A 17,353-nucleotide genomic window follows, 5' to 3' on the forward strand; every position below is an offset into this window, starting at 1 on the left:
TATTTAATGGTTTTTTGTTCATCCGTACCATATCACATAACAGCAGTTTTTATACCAAAAATAAATAATAACCCTTTAACATCGGGCTCTATAGGAGTAGGTATAAGTGTTGAACCTAGATTAAAGTTATGTGTCGGCCCAGAAATAGCCTATAACGAAAATAAAGAAGCAGAAGAAATCCCAATAACTGCTAAAAACGTATTTAATAGATTTAATATTGACGAAAAATATATCTTAAATATGCCTCTTCCTATAAAAATTGGCTATGCAAGCAGTGCTTCTTCAACAATAGCAACTGAACTAATTAGTTTCCTTTACGGTAAAACTAGCTATATGAAGGCATTACAAGATGCCCATAAAATTGAGGTTGAAAACTCTACAGGTCTAGGAGACGTATTGGCTATTTCATGTGGAATTGGAATTGTTTTAAGAAAAAAGGAAGGCGCCCCAGGAATAGGCGAAGTAGATTGTATTTCCTTTCCAAAAGACGTATCCATTGTTACAGTAGAATTTGGCGCAATGAATACAAAAGATCTCCTAATAAATTATAATAAAACCATCCAAACAGAATCACAAAAAGTTTTAGATAAAATCTTAGAAGATTTTTCATTTGAGACGTTTTCCTATGAAATAAAAAGATTTACTGATAATGTCGGAAAAATTAAGCTACTTAACAAAGGAGATGAGGTCATAAAAACCCCAGGATTAATAAGTTATTATATGAAAAAAATGATGGTTGTTTTGTTAATAGAAAGCAATAAAATAGAGGACGCACTAAAATATCTTAGAGATAAAAACTTAAATTTAAGAATTTTGAAACCTTCATCTCATGGACCGGAGGCATGGATAACATGAATATAGATGAAATACCTAAAACTCACCCGAGATATAAGTCTTTGGTTACAAGAGAAAAGCTAGTAGAGTTTTTTAACAAAGGTATTGTAGTCGCACATGGACTCGTTGCCCAAGGTAGAGGGGAAGCCTTTGATTATATCTTGGGAGAAAAATCTCATGATTTTGCGTTAGAAGCTGAAAAAGTTAGTGTGGCATATTTGTTGATATCAAATTTTCCAATAATATCAGTAAATGGCAACTACGCTGCATTGGCAGGAGAAGATGTGGTAAAACTATCAAATAGTCTTAATATTCCAATAGAGGTAAATTTATTCCATAGATCCGAAGAAAGAATAAGGAAAATCGAGAGCTATCTTAAAGATTTAGGTGCAAGACATGTTATGGGTAGCGAATGCAAAAAAGTAAAACTATCAAACCTAGAAGGGCCGAGAGGAATAGTATGTGAAGATGGAATTTATAAAGCTGATTTTGTTTTATTAGCCATAGAAGATGGAGATAGAACTCAAGCACTTAGAAATCTAGGCAAAAAAGTAGCGGCAATTGATCTTAATCCATTTAGCAGAACAGCTCAATCAGCCCATATAACAATTGTAGACGAGGCTGAAAGAGCTACAAAAAACATGATAAAAATATCGGATGAACTTATGCAATTAGATAAATGTGATCTACTAAAAATAACTGAGAGCTATGATAATAAGTCTATATTATCAAAAGCGTTTAATAAAATGCTTGCAAATTTAAAAGATGCTTATGATAAAGGTATTTTAATCGATTTTTAATTTATTTTAGATTTATCAGAAAATTAGAAACAAGATTATATTTTTTATTTTTTATTTTTACATATTAATTGTGAAAAAGATGGAAATCGCAGCAATTATTTTAGCCGGCGGCAAATCAACAAGGTTCGCTGAAGATAAACTAATATATTTATATAATAACAAACCTATAATAAGTTATCCTATTAGTGAATCAAAAAAGATTACCGAAAACATTTTTATTGTAACAAATGAACTTGAATATGAGAAAATAAAAGACCTAGATAATGTTAAGTTTATTTTTGATGACCAATCTTTAAACTGCAAGGGTTCAGCTAGAGGTATTGCTACTGCTTTAGAAAAAATAGAATCAAATTATTATTTAATAATGCCTGGAGACATACCATGGATTAATAGTATTGCATTAAACAACCTAATAGAATACTCTATGAGAACCGAACTCTTAGTGTCACCTATAATTTATACTGGCATTGTTTCTCCATTATTTATGTCTGTACCCAAGAAGTACTCTAAAAAAATTATTGAGCTATGCAATGATTATTCTATTTTAGCATCTAGACCGAGTAACTTTATTAGGGGAAACGAGTCATTACTTATAGGATCGTATCATCTTATCAATAACCCTAAAGTTTTTTATGATGTAGATACCAAGCATGACTTAAATTTAAATGCAAAAGGATTGCCTAGGAAAATAATTCACCTTAAATCATACGAAAATTTTATTGAGGCAATTAAAAATTTTAAAAACGGAAATATTAATGAAGCCTCTAAAAATTTTATAACAGAATCAAAAATATATAAAAAAAATAAACTATATTCTTTAGAGCTTTCTACTTTAATTGATGCATTTATAATAAACAAATCTGAAGTAATTCAAAAAAGAATAAATTGGCTCAGGAAAAAAATAGGTAGGAATCCAAAAGAAATTTAATATAATTATGAAATAAGAAAGCTTATTTTTAAAACTATTTACAATTAAATGGGGATATATAATGAAATCGGCCAAGGATGAAATATTTGAGATATTAAAGAAACTTACATATGATGTAGGAATTTCTGGTTATGAGGATAATATAAGGGGCATGGTTATCGATGAACTTAAAAATTATGCTGACAGCCTAGAAGTAGATTCGCTAGGAAATGTCATAGCAGTCAAAAAAGGATCTAAATCTTCAAAAAAGCTGATGATAGCAGCTCATATGGATGAAATAGGATTAATGATAAGTTACATAGATGAAAGAGGATTTTTGAAATTTGCTCCAGTAGGAGGGATAACAGAAAGAACTTTATTAGGGCAAAAAGTAAAAATCATTACAAAAGACAATAAAATTATAAAAGGTGTTATAGGTTTAAAGCCTCCTCATATCATGAAACCAGAAGAAGCTAAGCAAGTTCCTGATTTTTCAGATTTATATATTGATATAGGATTTTTTAGTAAAGATGAAGTTTTAAAAAATGGTATAGATATAGGAAGCATAGTATCATTCGATAGAGAACTAGAAAGGATTGGTAATGGAGATATTGTTACTGGGAAATCATTAGATGATAGAGCTGGTTTAGCAGCTATGATTCAAGCATTTAAAAACATTGATAATAATGAAGTTAATATATATGCTGTTGCAACGGTTCAAGAAGAAGTTGGCCTAAAAGGAGCAAAGGTTTCAGCATTTAGGGTTGAACCAGATATAGCTATTGCTTTAGACGTGACCATAGCTAGCGATGTCCCTTCAATACCAGAAGGTAGTTGGGTATGTAAATTAAATCAAGGACCTGCGATAAAGTTAATTGATGGACAAAAAGGCACAGGTCTAATAGCGAATAAAAAATTAGTGGATTTTGTTACAAATGTTGCTAATAAATACAATGTACCATATCAACTTGAAGTATTAACTGGAGGAACAACTGATGCTTCAGCAATGAATCTTAATAAAGAAGGAGTTCCGTCAATTGCCATTTCTATACCTGCAAGATATATACATTCTCCAGTTGAAGTTGTTTCCCTCAACGATTTAGAAAATACTTCTATCTTAGCAACAAAGGTCGCAAAAGAAATGAATGAAAAAACAATATTAAATTTAATTAATCAAAAAATAAAATAATCATAAATAAAAATATAAATTCACTAAATACTTAAATAATAGATGATAACTAATGAAAATTAAAGGAATTATAAGCGATCTTGATGGAACTCTTGCAGATACAAAAAATCTACATTTTGAAGCTTGGAAAAAAACCGCCGAAAAATTTGGAGTAAAAGTTAATTTAAAAATTAACAACCTAGAAAAATTTTGGGGATTAAAGGATTTAGATTTTCTAATAAAATATACAAAAGAATTAAATATAAAGTTAGATAGTAACATGATTAAACATATACTTTCACTAAAAAGTCAAGAATATCAGCAACTAGCTAGGTCTATTAAACCTGATAAATGTCTTGAAAATTTTTTAAGTCTAATAAGTAAATATAAATTAAAATTTGCAATAGTGACATCAAGCATGAAAAGTGATGCAAGGGCTATATTAGAAGCCCTAAATATAAAGTATGATCTCCTTATAAGCAGTGACGATGTAAAAAATGTTAAACCTGATCCAGAACCAATAATTTTAGCCATTGAAAAATTAGGATTAAAAAAAGAAGAAATAATAGGACTAGGAGATAGTATATATGATATAATAGCATATAAGAAAGCAGGACTAGATAAAATATTCCTCATAAACCAAGATTATGCAGATGCGATCAAAATACATTCATTATGCGATATCTCAAATATGTTATTTAAAGAATTGATTTCATGATTATTTTTGAGTTTCTCGTTGATCTAATTTCATGTAGAGCTTCTGCAGCTAATTTCATAGCATCCCTTGCTTTACTTGCTAACGCAATACCTGCCTTTAAATCATCAATAGAAATCATCTTTGAAACTAAATCTTCATAGTTCTTATTTGGTAAAAGAACTAATATATTATCGCCTCCCAGATATTGGGCTAATCCTCCATTTTCCTGAGCAATATAATTGATCTTTTCCAATATTTGTATTATTTTTGTATAGGTTCTGAAGGTGCCTATTTTTTGAGTTATTGGAGTTAATCCATTTAGATCTATATGGCTAACAATAACATATTCTTTACCTGATCCAAAATGACCTACTTTACCTGGTTCTACCTTAGCTATATGGGACCAAGCATTAGTTTCAGACTCCAATGGTGTATTTCCTAAATCACTTGATAGCCTAACAGCAACTGGAGATAACGATGATGTAACTTCCAATATATCTTTTTCATTATCTTCAGTTAAATTACTTGATACTATGATCATATAATCATATCTTAATGGTAATACAAATCCTCCAAACTTTGTCGCTATTCTTTGCGTTTCTTGATAAATCTTTGCTTGTGTTTCCTGAATTTTCCACTCTCTATCTGTGCCTATAGTTTCAGTCCATTCTCTATAACCTATTTGTTCAATTACAGATATTCTTATCATCTTTTACTCCCTATAATACTTTTACTCGATGTTTAAAACTTTTCCTTCATATTTTAATGAGCTTAATTTTATAGATCTTAATGAAAGCTTAATAGCTGCTTCTACTGCTCTTCTAGAATATTCTTCCGCCCTCTCCATAGCTTGCATTCTAGATGCTCCAGGTCCAATTATACCTAATGCAACTGGCTTATCATATTTCTGGCTTAGATCCAATAAAACTCTAGCTGCTTGATTTGCAACCAGCTCATCATGTTTTGTTTCTCCTTGAATTACTGCTCCTAATACAACAACAGCATCAATGTATTCAAGTTTTAATAACTTTGATACAGCAAATGGAGAGTCGAAGACTCCAGGAACTTTAAAAACTATCGGCACTTCTGCATTCAGAAATTTTGCATGACTTAGAGCCTTTTCTTCCATGATTTTTGTAATATCATAGTTAAATTCTGATACTACTAATCCTATTTTAACGCTCAACTATTTCACCACAATATTTTTTATAAATAGTCACTTATAAATACTATAATAATAAATGTTAATAAAATTAATAATCATAAGCCATTAATCTTTTTCTAAAAAATTGGTTACGTTTTATTAAAAATTTAATGCTTTCATCAAGAGGCTCATTATATGGTACTTCATATTTTAAAAAAACCCCTGTTCTTCCTAATTCTTTTCTCCTTGATAAAACTCTTTCTCTTTCCATTACTGTTTCTATCTTAACATTTAATATTCTTGATACCTCTGCCTCTCTATCAAATATGTGATATTCTAAATGGCCCCTTTCTGTAGGAATTATTAATTTTAAGCTTTTATTTACGCCAGGAACTCTTTTATCTTTTAAAATATCATCTTTATTTATTTGCCCTCCCCAAAAATAAAATTCTATTTCATTTGAATTTAATTTTGCTAATGGAAAACTTATAACTTCTTTAAAATTACTATCCAAATAAACATACGCCTTTGGTGCATAATTTGGCGTGGCTTGAATTATTTCTTTTTTAAAAATGCTATAACCGTTTTTTTCTAAAATATACTCTAATTTATAAGGTTGTATTAAATCTAATATCATAACATCTATATCGCTTGATTCCTTAACATCACCTCTAGCAACACTACCAATAACTACAATAGAATTACTTATACCTTGCAAAGAAGAAATTATATTTAGAGCTCTCTTTCTTTTATTTTTATATATTTTCCATCTTGTATCATCATAAATTATTTCTTGCCCAGCATTTTCTAAATTATTGTTAATATAGTCAAAATTATTAACCATAGTTTACACCTTTAAGTATAAATTAAAATTGCCTTGTTCAGTTTTAAATAAATATTATTTATGATTTCATTTATTTTCAATACTGTCATCATCTTACATCTATTAATTAAAGAAATTTTAACATTTAAAAAGATTTTTATTGTATGATTGGCTTCGATAATAATAAAAAGAAGGCTATTTTACCCGAAAAATACGAGATGAACTATGAAGAATATAGATAATGGAGCAGAATCTTGCTCTTTCTTGCTCTGAAGGGCTAGGTTTATTGAAGTCTCAAGGATTAATTTTCTTTAATGGAAACCATTTTTATTCTTTCCTTAGGTATTTGAAAGTAAAATCATTTCAACTCCTTATACTTAAATTTAACCTGGAGGAGGCATTTCAACTCCCCTCTTTTTTTAATTTGGTAGGAATAGAGTCTTATTTCACTTTTCAGTAAAAAACGTATCCCTCATTTGACTGCTATATTTTCTAATCATTTAGAACAACACTTAAAGACATTACCACCTTAAAAGACAAAGTTTGAGGTCTATTTTATCATCTAAATCGATATAATTCTTAAGATCTAAGGGAACTGCTTTTCTAAGCGTGGAGAAGGATTTGCTCTCAATAAACATCTTTACCTTTTTTTAACTTTTAAAAATAGAATATATTAAACTATGAAAAATACGCTAAATTAATAGAATCATTGGTTAAATTGTTAAAGCAAATATATGCATATATCCCATTATTTAAGTTAGCAGTGAAATTTCTATCAAATAAATATTCGTTTTCCAATAAAAATTCTCCATTGCTTTTTATTAAATTAAAGAAAATGTTTTGATTACAATTAGTATCGTAAGTAATTCCATCAATGAATTTATAAATGATGCTCTGATTAGTATTTAATTTTGAATAATAGACTTCTGGGTTATAATTATCATTAGAAGTGAAGTATAAATAATTATCTATATTAGCAAATATAATGGGATTCAATATAAATGGGGATACATTTATTGGATGCAAAGTTAAATAATATGTTAGCTCATTTACATTTTTCAAGGTAAAACCAGGTATAGAATTGTAATATTGGATTAAATAAGGGAAATAAACAAGATACGAATTGTAATATTGTGCCTGAAAAATCTGAACATTATTGTTTAAGACCCTTGATACATTTCCTAGATTAGTATTAAATAATACTTCAGGATATTGGAAATGTACGGCAGAAATTGCTTTGTATAAACTATATGCAATACTAGGACTTTCATTTGCAAATAATAATTTATACTCTATATAATTGTCGTAAGGCAGTAAAAAATATGATTTTTCATAATTATATTTGTAGATTTTTTCCAATTTAAGAGATATGCTTATATTAAATGATTGAGAAGATCCTATATTAGAGTAATAAAAAACGAGAGGGCCAGATGTAATGCTATATCCACTTATTTTTCCTGAACCAACATATGTAGCCTGATTGTTATTTCCGTTAATTAGAGTATTAGTATAATTTAAAGTGCCACTATAATTATTAATGTTACCATACAAAGATAATATAGGGGTATTATTAGCAATTATAGGCATTAAAAATACTGATGCAGTAAAAGTAATATATCCTTTAACAAGCCCGTTAATGAGATAAAATGCAGTATCATTAGAATAAAAATATAAATAAATAACACAATTTTGATTACTATAATAAGCTCCTGCATACATGTCTATCTTTGTATTATTTATATAATAACTATAAAGAAATACCACACCATTATTATTAATATCTATTTGATTTCCATTAATACTGAATATAATATTCAAATTGCTGTTGATGTTACCGTTTACACTAATGTTTAATTGATCTGTTGTGTTGATATAATAGTATTTCATTTTTGGTGGATTAAAAGATATAAAATAGGAATCATTATATAGTATGTCATATTTCTGGCTATAAGTTTTTTTCAAAGATGTATTATTTATTAAAAATTTACAAGAAAAATAATTAAGACTGGGGTTTATTGATGTTTTATTAAGGTTTGGATCATAATAAGGATTATATGTTAAAATTGCGCCATAACTAGTAATTAAAGATACAGTAACATTCTGAGTACAATTGTAATCTTTCACTAAAGGAATAACTATATACCTTATACTCGAGTTAATTGTTCTTATTATTCCTTGGTTTCCTAAAGTAACAACTATATAAGATAAACTCAGTGAATAATCGCTGGTAACTAATAAATATAGGCCACTACCGTTATAAATCATACTCATCAATGGAGGATTATATGTTTCAAAAACTCTTTTTTGATATGTGCCTATAATTTGGGATGACTCTTTAATTTCATTCAGGTAGAAGCTATAAAGCGTTGTTGCAGATACTAAAACTATGGTTATAACTATAATGCTTCCAACCATTTCACTTAGATTCCTTTTCAATTTGTACACCTAATATTTTAGGTAAATTTAAAAAGAGACAGACCTAAAAAACTATATTTATGCGGGACTGATTAATTTTTGCCAAGAAAAAAGGATTATTTCCGTATAAAAATACTATCTAAGTATAAATTAAAATTAATATAAAGACTATAGATGCATATAATTATAGGGATAAAATTGGATAGAGTGCTATATATAATAGAAAACAATGGATATAGCATTAAAGATCTAGATAATTTAAAAGAAAAACTAAATAATTTAGGGTGTGCTCATACAATAAGGGTTTCTATTACTCATTTAGAAATTGTAGCATTTTGTAAAGATTCAAAAACATTAAGAGACAAAATTACAAAGTCTATTGGATCAAGAATATTAGATATTTTTATTGGAGAACCTGAAGTCAAAAAAGGTAAAGAATTATCTGATTTTATGTCATTTCTTGATAATGAACTCTTTTGGCTTGCTCATACATTTATGGAAAATCCTTGGAAATCTTACAACGATAAAAAGTTGCAATCGCTTGTTTTATATGCTGGAGCATTAGCTAAAGCCCAAGAAGGAGATAAAAAAGCTGCAATTAACTTAATTCAAATGGCTAAAGATCTTGGAGGAGATGAACTTATAGATATGGATTGTGCAATAAAACAAATAGATTTGATTTTCCAAAATCAAAGAACTTCTGCATCAAGATGCCTTAATATTGAACAAATAACAAAACATATGAGGCCAAAAACATGAAAATAGGCCTAATAGTAAACCCTATAGCAGGAATGGGTGGAAAGGTAGGTCTAAAAGGTACTGACGGGAATTTATATGAAAAAGCAATAGCTTTAGGAGCAACCCCGATATCTGCTAATAGAACAATAGAATTTCTAAATAGTATACATCTATATGATAAATTTACTTTTCTTGTACCTAATGGCGTTATGGGAGAATATGTAATAAGGCAAAGTAAGATAAAAAATTATTTAATTATTAATTGTGCACATGATAATTTTAGCACTAATAAATTTGATACTATTAATTGTGCAAAATTAATTAGCGGCCAAGTTGATGTTTTGGTATTTTCAGGAGGCGATGGAACTGCAAGAGACATTTATGACGCAATAAAAGAGTCAATACCAGTTATTGGAATACCCTCTGGAGTCAAAATGTACAGCGCTATTTTTGCTAAGAGCCCAAAAGATGCTGCTATAACCCTTGAAGATTATTATTATAAAAACACAGATATAAAATTAAAAGAAATTCTCGATATTGATGAGGACGAATATCGAAAAAACAAATTATCAATAAGGCTATATGGTTATATGAAATCTTTTTCAGCTGAAGGAATGATTTCATCAGGTAAACAAGCCTTTTTCGGTATTGACGAGGACGAAATAGAAGGAATATCAAATTATCTTAAAGAACTAATAAACCCTGAGTTCATTTATATAGTGGGTCCTGGCTCTACGACTTATTACGTTTTTAAAAAAATTGGTATAGAAAAAACATTATTGGGAGTAGATATTATTAAAAACAATAAAATCATTAAAAGTGATGCGAATGAAAAAGATATCTTAATCTCATTAAGTAATGAAAGGTCTAAGATAATAGTAACTCCTATAGGTGGGCAAGGCTTTTTATTCGGGAGAGGAAATCAACAAATAAGCTCAGAAGTTATCAGGCTTGTTGGAAAAGAAAACATTATAGTTATATCAACTAAATCTAAGATTTCATCACTCAAGTATCTTTTAGTCGATACAGGAGACCCAAAAGTTAATGAAATGCTTAAAGGATATATAAAAATCATTATTGGTTATAGACAAGAAAAAATAATGAAGATAGTTTAACTTGCTTTATTTTTTGGCGAAAATAATAAGCATTCTACTTCTCTTCCATTTTCTAGTTCAATTAGTTCTGGTGTCTCATATTGATATAATTTTAATGCTACACGACCATTTTCTTGGACAATATCTTTTATAGACAATAATGGCTTATAGTTCTCTTTTTCTATGTTTATTATTTCCTTTAATTTGTTAATATCAACATTATTTGCAATTAATTCTAACTCATTTTTAATTTCAACATTTGCATTAGTAAATTCTGTAAAATATTTAGTGTCAATTAAATAATCTAATGTTGGTTTAACTTCATCTGCTGTCCAACCACATGTTGGCAAAGCTACGGGACATCTCGGATGGAACCTGCATCCTTTTGGTGGGTTGATTAAATTAGGCGGATCACCTTTTAATATAATCCTTGCCTTAATTCTCTTTATTTGCGGGACTGCAGATATCAATGCTTGAGTATATGGATGTTCTGGATTTTTAATAATATCGTTTTTAGAACCTTTTTCCATAATTTTACCCGCATACATAACAAAGACCCTATCTGCCATATAGGAAACGACAGATATATTGTGAGTTATTAATAACATGGATATATTATACTTTTCTCTTAATTCTTTGAGAAGTTCCAAAATTTCTGCCTGTATAGACACATCTAAAGCGCTAGTAGGTTCATCAAGTATAACTAATTTAGGATTTGTTGCTATTCCTCTAGCCAATGCGACTCTCTGTCTTTGTCCCCCACTTAACTCATGAGGATATCTATAACTAAACTCTCTTGGCAATTGAACTTCGTCTAATAACTCTAATACTCTTTCTTTAGCTTCATTACCCTTTAAATAACCAGTTTCTATAATTGGCTCAGCAATTATATCTTCTATTTTTAACCTTGGATTTAATGATGAATATGGATCCTGAAATACTATCCCAACATTTCTTCTAAATTTCTTCAACTCATTTCCATGCAATTTAGTAATAGAATATTTATCAACAATTTTTTTAATTGCATTATCATCTTTGTTTTTTAACGCTATATCGAATTCATCTAATTCTTTATCAGGTATATTATAAAGAATTTCTCCTGAAGTTGGTTCTATAAGTCTAATCAAAAGTCTACCAAGGGTTGATTTCCCTGAACCGCTTTCTCCAACTAAGCCAACTATTTCTCCTTCTTTTATCTCAATGTTAACATCTTCCACTGCTCTAATCTTAGCGTTTTTTACCCCTTTAACATCAAAAAATTTGCTTAAGTTTCTAGCTGCTATTATCATGATTTACCACCTTCGTATAGAAAACATGAAACATAATGATCTTCACCGACTTTTATTAAATCGGGCCTTTTTTCTGCACATATTGGCATAGCATAAGGACATCTATCCCTAAACATACAGCCTTTTGGAGGATTCCTCATATCAGGAACTTCTCCCTTTATACCCTTTAGTTCATGAGCCTCAATAGTTGGTATAGCTTCCATTAGCATTTGAGTATAAGGATGCTTTGGTTGATCAAATATTGCATCTTTGTTGCCAACTTCAACAACTTGGCCTGCATACATTATTGCAATTCTATCAGATACTTCTGCCAAAACTGACAAGTCATGTGATATAAACATATATGATGAATTTATGCTCTCTTTTAATTCTTTTATTAGTTCAAGAATTTGTGCTTGAATTGTTACATCTAAAGCGCTTGTAGGTTCATCAAGTATAACTAATTGGGGACTATTAATCATAGCAGTAGCTATAACTATTCTCTGTCTTTGTCCCCCACTTAACTCATGAGGATACATATATACCATTTTATCAGAATTAGGAATTCCTAACAGACCTAAAAATTCGGATGCTTTCTTATAACCTTCTTTAATTAATTCTCTTTTAACGATCCTTCCAAATATTGGTATTTTTGAGAAATTAGGTAACTTATTTTCTTTCTCAATTGTTTCTAAATAATTTTTAGCAAAAGAATTTATTGGTTCACAGCATAGCTTTTCTATCATTTGCTCTTTTTTCAAGTCATGCAAATCCTTCCTTCTCCATATAGCTAATATTTGATCCTCCAAACCCATAATATTTTTCTCTTTTAAATATTCCCTAAATTTCTCATTAGGTCCGTTCTCATTTAATATTTTTACTAAAGCCTTTGTATCTTCTTTTTTAGCTCTTGACCTTGATAATCTTCTGCTTGCTAATAAACCTGGACTATGGTATAATAAAACTTCAGCAATTTGATACCCAACTTGAAGTAATGGGTTTAATGTTGTCATAGGTTCTTGAAATACCATAGAAATTTCTTGACCTCTTATTTTAGACATTTCATTGTTAACCTTTTTTAATACATCTGCATTTTTAGATGGCTTGAATTTTTTAGTGTTTTTATAATAATCTTTTAATGGCTTTAAATAATCCCTTCCATTTATTAATATTCTACCATCAACGACCGCAGCATTTCTAGGAATTAAACCCATAATTGCTCTTCCTAATGTACTTTTCCCACAACCACTTTCTCCTGCTATTCCTAAGACTTCTCCCTTCCTTATTTCTAGATTAACTCCATTTAATGCTTTATAAACTCCTCTCCTAGTATAATAATGTAAGTGAAAGTTCTCAACCTTAACTATAGGAGCTAAATTGCTTTTTAATTGATCAGATTCCACTATAGCTCACTCCTCCTCCTGGGATCGATAACATCCCTAAACCCATCACCCATAAGATTTACTGCCAATGCAAATAAAACTATAAATAAACCCGGTATTATCATAGCCCAAGGAGCAGTTTGAATGTAGTTATATCCTAAGCTAGTTAAATATCCTAATTCAGGTAAGTTAGCTGCAGGCAAGAAACCTATAAACGCTAACGCTGATATAGTAAGCATTATAGTGCCTAAATCCAATGAGATTTGAACAAATACTGGAGGCAATGAATTAGGAAGAATGTGTTTAAACATTATCTTTAAGTTACTAGTTCCAGCAGCTCTTGCCGCCTCTATAAAAGTTAATTCCTTTGTTTCCAAAGTAACACTCCTTGCATACCTTGCATATAATGGCCACCAAACTAATATTAAAGCTATCATCATACTTTGTAAAGTTCTACCCAAAACATAACCTATAGCTATTGCCAACACCAAATAAGGTATACTGAATACTATATCAGTTACTCTCATTAAAACCTCATCAATCCATCCACCAAAATAAGTTGCTATTATCCCTACTACCAATCCTATAATTGCACCAGGTATAACTATTTCAAGGGATAACCAAAAGTCAAGTCTTATAGATTTTATAATAGCATTTAATAAATCTACTCCGGGATAAGTAGTTCCAAAAGGATGCTTAAATGAAGGTGGTTGTGGTATTGGATTTGCATAATTTGGTGTTAATTGATAAGGATGCTTAAATGGTAAAATTTGAGGGAAAAATTGTAGTATTAAAGCATCAAAGAAATAGAATAGAAAAATTATTAGCCCAGCAACAGCGGATTTATTTGAAAAAAATACCTGCAAAGAAAGCTTTAATTCTCTGAAGCGATCGGGTTTAGCATTACTTTTACTCATCTTTCATTACCCACCTCAATATCTTATTCTTGGATCAATCTTAGCGTAGATTAAATCTAGCGCTAAACTTGTTACAACTAATATTATTCCAAATAACAATGTACCGCCCATAATTCCTCCCATATCATTATTTATCATGGCATCTGTTAACCACATTCCTATACCAGGATAGGAAAAAACATCTTCAATTACAACAACTCCGCCTAAAAGACCTGCTACCAAATATCCAAAGTTTGTTATTACCGGAAGCAATGCATTATTTTTTGCGTGCAAATTTATCACAACTTTTTCTGGAACACCCTTGGCTCTGGCAAAGTTAACAAAATCTTGATCTAGAGTTTCAAGCATTGTACCTCTCATTAACCTTACAAGGGCTGCCATAACTCCTAATGCTAATGTTACAGATGGCATTATTAGATGTAAGAATGCATTTCCAGCAACAACAAGATTACCATGTATTAATGCATCTATTAATAATATATGGGTTGGATATGATATACCATTGTGATACCATGAAAGATCTGCAACTAAACTTGGATTAACAGTTCCATTTATTGGCAATATTTTTAACCATACTGCAAAAATTATTATAAGTATTATTCCTATTAAATACCATGGCATTGCATAAAATGTAAGACTACCAACTCTAATAACATTATCAGAAGGTTTGTCTCTATTAACTGCTGTGTGTACCCCTAATGGAATTGAGATTAACCATATTAATATAGCAGCAAATATAGTAAGCATTAAAGTATTTGGAAAGAATAATTCTATTGCCTGTGTAACTGGCCCACTAAATATTGGGGTGTTTGTTATTCCCCAATTACCTTGAAATATTTGTGCTAACCAATAAAAGTATTGTATATAAATTGGGTCATTAAAATGGAATTTTTGATCTAGTTCAGCTATTATTTGCTGTCTTGCAGCACCTGTTAACCTTGGGCTAAGATACATAGCTAGAAGCTTATTAGTGCCTCCAATGTGTATCAGAACAAATACTATTACAGTCAATCCTAACAATGTAGGTATAAACAGTAACACTCTTCTTAAAGCGTACTGCCAGAGCTTTATAATTCATCCCCTCCGCTATTACAAACTAACTCTAGAGTTTAAAAAGAGATTGAAAAGAAAAAAAGTTATCGTTTAGATTTAAAAAGTTTTATTTATATTGGTATTTATCCTTTAACCCACCAGTAATATAATGAGTCTCCGCCCCCTCCAATCATTGGATTTTCTTCATAGCTTATTTGATTATTAAATCCATGCATATATGGCTTTATTATCCAATATGCATTTGGCATTTGTGTGTATACATATAGATAGAGATTGATTGCTATTTGTTCTGCTTGTTTATAGTATTGTTGAGCTGCAGTTGTATTACCTGATTCAGCTGCATTGTCTGCCATTAATATTAAATTATTTAATTCATTATACTGTTGTGATTCATTTGCATATAGTTGTGATAAAAATGTATTTCCTTGTGAAGCGTAGTATTTACTCAAATTCTCGAAATAAGAAACTGTCCATCCATTAGGTGCTGGGTAAGTTCCTCCTTGTAAGTACATTGCATTAACGAAGTCGCTTGCCAATGGATAATCAGCTATCCAACCTAGATAATAAATCGGCATTGGATTTGCTCCGGGAACTTCATAGCTTATTATGGTTGAAAATGGTACATATAAAGGTGTTGCAGTTATGTGTGGATCCATTTCATTCAATAATGATGCCCACATAGCAGCTGCAGTGAAATCAACAGTATCACCGCTTGATACTATTATTGGGAAGTTAACTGTTATATTGTAATATCCTGATTCTTCCATTAATTGCTTTGCATAAGTTAAATTAAATGTTGGGCAGCCTGTTAATTCTGATGGAGGTATGTAATAAGGTAAACCAGGTATTATAACTCCACAATATGGACTTGCAAAATTAAAATGATATTTTACATTACCAACTATATCATTTAAATATTCTGTGTAATTAAATGCGTAAGCGAATGCTTTCCTAACTAATGGGTTTGCAAAATAATATGATGGTATATTATAATTCGGATTGATGCTTTTAAGTATAGATGTATTAACATTTAATGTGAATGCAAAGAAGTTTTCTGTAAACGTCGGGTAAACATATATTGACGCTTGTCCATTAGATTCTAGGTTTAATAGAAGCGGTACATAATCAGGAGGTATGTTAGTTAATATATCTGCTTGACCAGATGCGAACATTTCATATGCAGTATTTGGATCTTTAACCCAATAAATTATAACTGTATTATTTGGTTTTGGTATATCAGGTATATTATTAGGCCAATAGGGATTTGGAACTAAAACAATGCTTTGGCCAGGTGTATATGATTTTATCATATATGGTCCTGATGTTACAGGTGACCATTGAACTTTTGTATTATAATTGCCTTCGTTTGCTTGCTGTTCATATTGGTAAAAACCTGCAGGCGTGAAATTAATGCCTGCACCAACTTGTTCTAACCATTTAGCATCATATACAGATGCCTCAGACTCTGTTAAGATACTGAAGAATAGTTGAGGATTAACTCTTTCAGATAAGTTAAAAGTTACCGTATCTGTTTGATTATTGTATGTTATTGAATTCATAATTTCATTGAACCCTAGTGTATCATTTGGCGAAGTAACTATTGGCATGAATTCACTATAATTGGGTATTAAGTATTGTGCTAATTCATATCCTGGAGTGGGTGGAACACCTCCGGAACATAATAATGATCTTACTATAGAATACCAAACGTCGTATGCTGTTAAATTGTCGCCATTAGCAGCTTTAAGATTGGGCCTAATTTTAAATGTATACATTGTATAGTTAGGCGAAATACCACCATATAAGTTTCTTTGAGACCAATTACCAACTGTTGGTATGTATTCTGCAGCCATTGGTAGGAATTTAGACGTGCTTGAACCATTATATATCACTAGAGTAGAATATATGTTTCTGATGATTTCTTCTCCAACAACTTCTAGATCTATATCTGCGTCAAAAGAATAAGGTCCTCCAGGTACATTTTCCGCAACTATTATTGTACCAGGATTAGGTATGTTTAAGCTTGATGTAAAAATTTTAAATACCAAACTGCTATTAGATACTGCAACTGTTTGATATGTTGTATAATTATATGTTTTTCCTGATGATACGT

Annotated in this window: 16 protein-coding genes; 7 read left to right on the plus strand and 9 right to left on the minus strand. The window is 30.1% G+C overall.

Annotated elements, in window-relative coordinates:
• Positions 1-6 precede the first annotated feature (6 nt).
• The 5 genes from Q0C16_RS01055 to Q0C16_RS01075 all read left to right on the plus strand — a co-directional run bounded on the left by Q0C16_RS01055 (position 7) and on the right by Q0C16_RS01075 (position 4,427).
• Positions 7-855: a hypothetical protein gene (locus Q0C16_RS01055; RefSeq protein ID WP_292319186.1), complete on the plus strand. Its 849-nt coding sequence runs from the start codon at positions 7-9 to the stop codon at positions 853-855.
• The gene (locus Q0C16_RS01060) at positions 843-1,634 is read left to right on the plus strand and encodes a phosphopantothenate/pantothenate synthetase (protein WP_292319187.1); all 792 of its coding nucleotides are present in this window, start codon (positions 843-845) and stop codon (positions 1,632-1,634) included. Before Q0C16_RS01055 ends, Q0C16_RS01060 begins: the two co-directional genes overlap by 13 nt.
• Before the next feature lie 79 nt (positions 1,635-1,713).
• Complete coding sequence (locus Q0C16_RS01065) at positions 1,714-2,562, plus strand: NTP transferase domain-containing protein (RefSeq protein WP_292319201.1); 849 nt, start codon at positions 1,714-1,716, stop codon at positions 2,560-2,562.
• Between the two features lie 61 nt (positions 2,563-2,623).
• Positions 2,624-3,730: a M42 family metallopeptidase gene (locus tag Q0C16_RS01070; protein ID WP_292319188.1), complete on the plus strand. Its 1,107-nt coding sequence runs from the start codon at positions 2,624-2,626 to the stop codon at positions 3,728-3,730.
• Positions 3,731-3,782: 52 nt separating this feature from the next.
• On the plus strand, positions 3,783-4,427 hold the full coding sequence (locus Q0C16_RS01075) for an HAD family phosphatase (protein WP_292319189.1): 645 nt from the start codon (positions 3,783-3,785) through the stop codon (positions 4,425-4,427).
• Here Q0C16_RS01075 and Q0C16_RS01080 read toward each other — a convergent pair.
• The 4 genes from Q0C16_RS01080 to Q0C16_RS01095 all read right to left on the minus strand — a co-directional run bounded on the left by Q0C16_RS01080 (position 4,408) and on the right by Q0C16_RS01095 (position 8,809).
• The gene (locus tag Q0C16_RS01080; RefSeq protein ID WP_292319190.1) at positions 4,408-5,115 is read right to left on the minus strand and encodes a GTP cyclohydrolase IIa; all 708 of its coding nucleotides are present in this window, start codon (positions 5,113-5,115) and stop codon (positions 4,408-4,410) included. The two genes, Q0C16_RS01075 and Q0C16_RS01080, sit on opposite strands and share 20 nt — an antisense overlap.
• Positions 5,116-5,136: 21 nt before the next feature.
• A complete protein-coding gene (gene ribH / locus Q0C16_RS01085) occupies positions 5,137-5,592 on the minus strand; it encodes a 6,7-dimethyl-8-ribityllumazine synthase (protein ID WP_292319191.1) in 456 nt (151 codons plus the stop codon).
• Positions 5,593-5,659: 67 nt separating this feature from the next.
• Positions 5,660-6,394, minus strand: coding sequence for a nucleotidyltransferase domain-containing protein (locus Q0C16_RS01090; RefSeq protein ID WP_292319192.1), 735 nt, complete (start codon positions 6,392-6,394; stop codon positions 5,660-5,662).
• Positions 6,395-7,051: 657 nt separating this feature from the next.
• Positions 7,052-8,809, minus strand: a complete 1,758-nt coding sequence (locus Q0C16_RS01095) for a hypothetical protein (RefSeq protein WP_292319193.1) — start codon at positions 8,807-8,809, stop codon at positions 7,052-7,054.
• 186 nt (positions 8,810-8,995) lie between these two features.
• Between Q0C16_RS01095 and Q0C16_RS01100 the strand changes: the two genes are divergently transcribed.
• Positions 8,996-9,547 (plus strand): DUF309 domain-containing protein, encoded by a 552-nt coding sequence (locus tag Q0C16_RS01100; protein ID WP_292319202.1) that lies wholly within the window; start codon positions 8,996-8,998, stop codon positions 9,545-9,547.
• Positions 9,544-10,641 (plus strand): ATP-NAD kinase family protein, encoded by a 1,098-nt coding sequence (locus tag Q0C16_RS01105; RefSeq protein WP_292319194.1) that lies wholly within the window; start codon positions 9,544-9,546, stop codon positions 10,639-10,641. Before Q0C16_RS01100 ends, Q0C16_RS01105 begins: the two co-directional genes overlap by 4 nt.
• Here Q0C16_RS01105 and Q0C16_RS01110 read toward each other — a convergent pair.
• The 5 genes from Q0C16_RS01110 to Q0C16_RS01130 form a co-directional block, all read right to left on the minus strand.
• Positions 10,638-11,909: an ABC transporter ATP-binding protein gene (locus Q0C16_RS01110; protein WP_292319195.1), complete on the minus strand. Its 1,272-nt coding sequence runs from the start codon at positions 11,907-11,909 to the stop codon at positions 10,638-10,640. The two genes, Q0C16_RS01105 and Q0C16_RS01110, sit on opposite strands and share 4 nt — an antisense overlap.
• The gene (locus Q0C16_RS01115) at positions 11,906-13,291 is read right to left on the minus strand and encodes an ABC transporter ATP-binding protein (RefSeq protein WP_292319196.1); all 1,386 of its coding nucleotides are present in this window, start codon (positions 13,289-13,291) and stop codon (positions 11,906-11,908) included. Before Q0C16_RS01115 ends, Q0C16_RS01110 begins: the two co-directional genes overlap by 4 nt.
• The gene (locus tag Q0C16_RS01120) at positions 13,291-14,187 is read right to left on the minus strand and encodes an ABC transporter permease (RefSeq protein ID WP_292319197.1); all 897 of its coding nucleotides are present in this window, start codon (positions 14,185-14,187) and stop codon (positions 13,291-13,293) included. Before Q0C16_RS01120 ends, Q0C16_RS01115 begins: the two co-directional genes overlap by 1 nt.
• A 15-nt stretch (positions 14,188-14,202) precedes the next feature.
• Positions 14,203-15,228 (minus strand): ABC transporter permease, encoded by a 1,026-nt coding sequence (locus tag Q0C16_RS01125; RefSeq protein ID WP_292319198.1) that lies wholly within the window; start codon positions 15,226-15,228, stop codon positions 14,203-14,205.
• A gap of 134 nt (positions 15,229-15,362) precedes the next feature.
• Positions 15,363-17,353, minus strand: a 1,991-nt coding sequence (locus Q0C16_RS01130) for an ABC transporter substrate-binding protein (RefSeq protein WP_292319199.1), incomplete at its 5' end; no start/stop codon positions are given.

The organism is Caldisphaera sp. (assembly GCF_023256325.1).
Classification (GTDB): domain Archaea; phylum Thermoproteota; class Thermoprotei_A; order Sulfolobales; family Acidilobaceae; genus Caldisphaera.

Bases quoted from the DNA above. Each gene is read 5' to 3' on its own strand.
- Q0C16_RS01120 (WP_292319197.1), bottom strand. From the start codon at position 14,187: ATGAGTAAAAGTAATGCTAAACCCGATCGCTTCAGAGAATTAAAGCTT.
- Q0C16_RS01060 (WP_292319187.1), top strand. From the start codon at position 843: ATGGATAACATGAATATAGATGAAATACCTAAAACTCACCCGAGATAT.
- Q0C16_RS01055 (WP_292319186.1), top strand. From the start codon at position 7: ATGGTTTTTTGTTCATCCGTACCATATCACATAACAGCAGTTTTTATA.
- Q0C16_RS01065 (WP_292319201.1), top strand. From the start codon at position 1,714: ATGGAAATCGCAGCAATTATTTTAGCCGGCGGCAAATCAACAAGGTTC.
- Q0C16_RS01110 (WP_292319195.1), bottom strand. From the start codon at position 11,909: ATGATAATAGCAGCTAGAAACTTAAGCAAATTTTTTGATGTTAAAGGG.
- Q0C16_RS01090 (WP_292319192.1), bottom strand. From the start codon at position 6,394: ATGGTTAATAATTTTGACTATATTAACAATAATTTAGAAAATGCTGGG.
- Q0C16_RS01070 (WP_292319188.1), top strand. From the start codon at position 2,624: ATGAAATCGGCCAAGGATGAAATATTTGAGATATTAAAGAAACTTACA.
- Q0C16_RS01105 (WP_292319194.1), top strand. From the start codon at position 9,544: ATGAAAATAGGCCTAATAGTAAACCCTATAGCAGGAATGGGTGGAAAG.
- Q0C16_RS01075 (WP_292319189.1), top strand. From the start codon at position 3,783: ATGAAAATTAAAGGAATTATAAGCGATCTTGATGGAACTCTTGCAGAT.
- Q0C16_RS01080 (WP_292319190.1), bottom strand. From the start codon at position 5,115: ATGATAAGAATATCTGTAATTGAACAAATAGGTTATAGAGAATGGACT.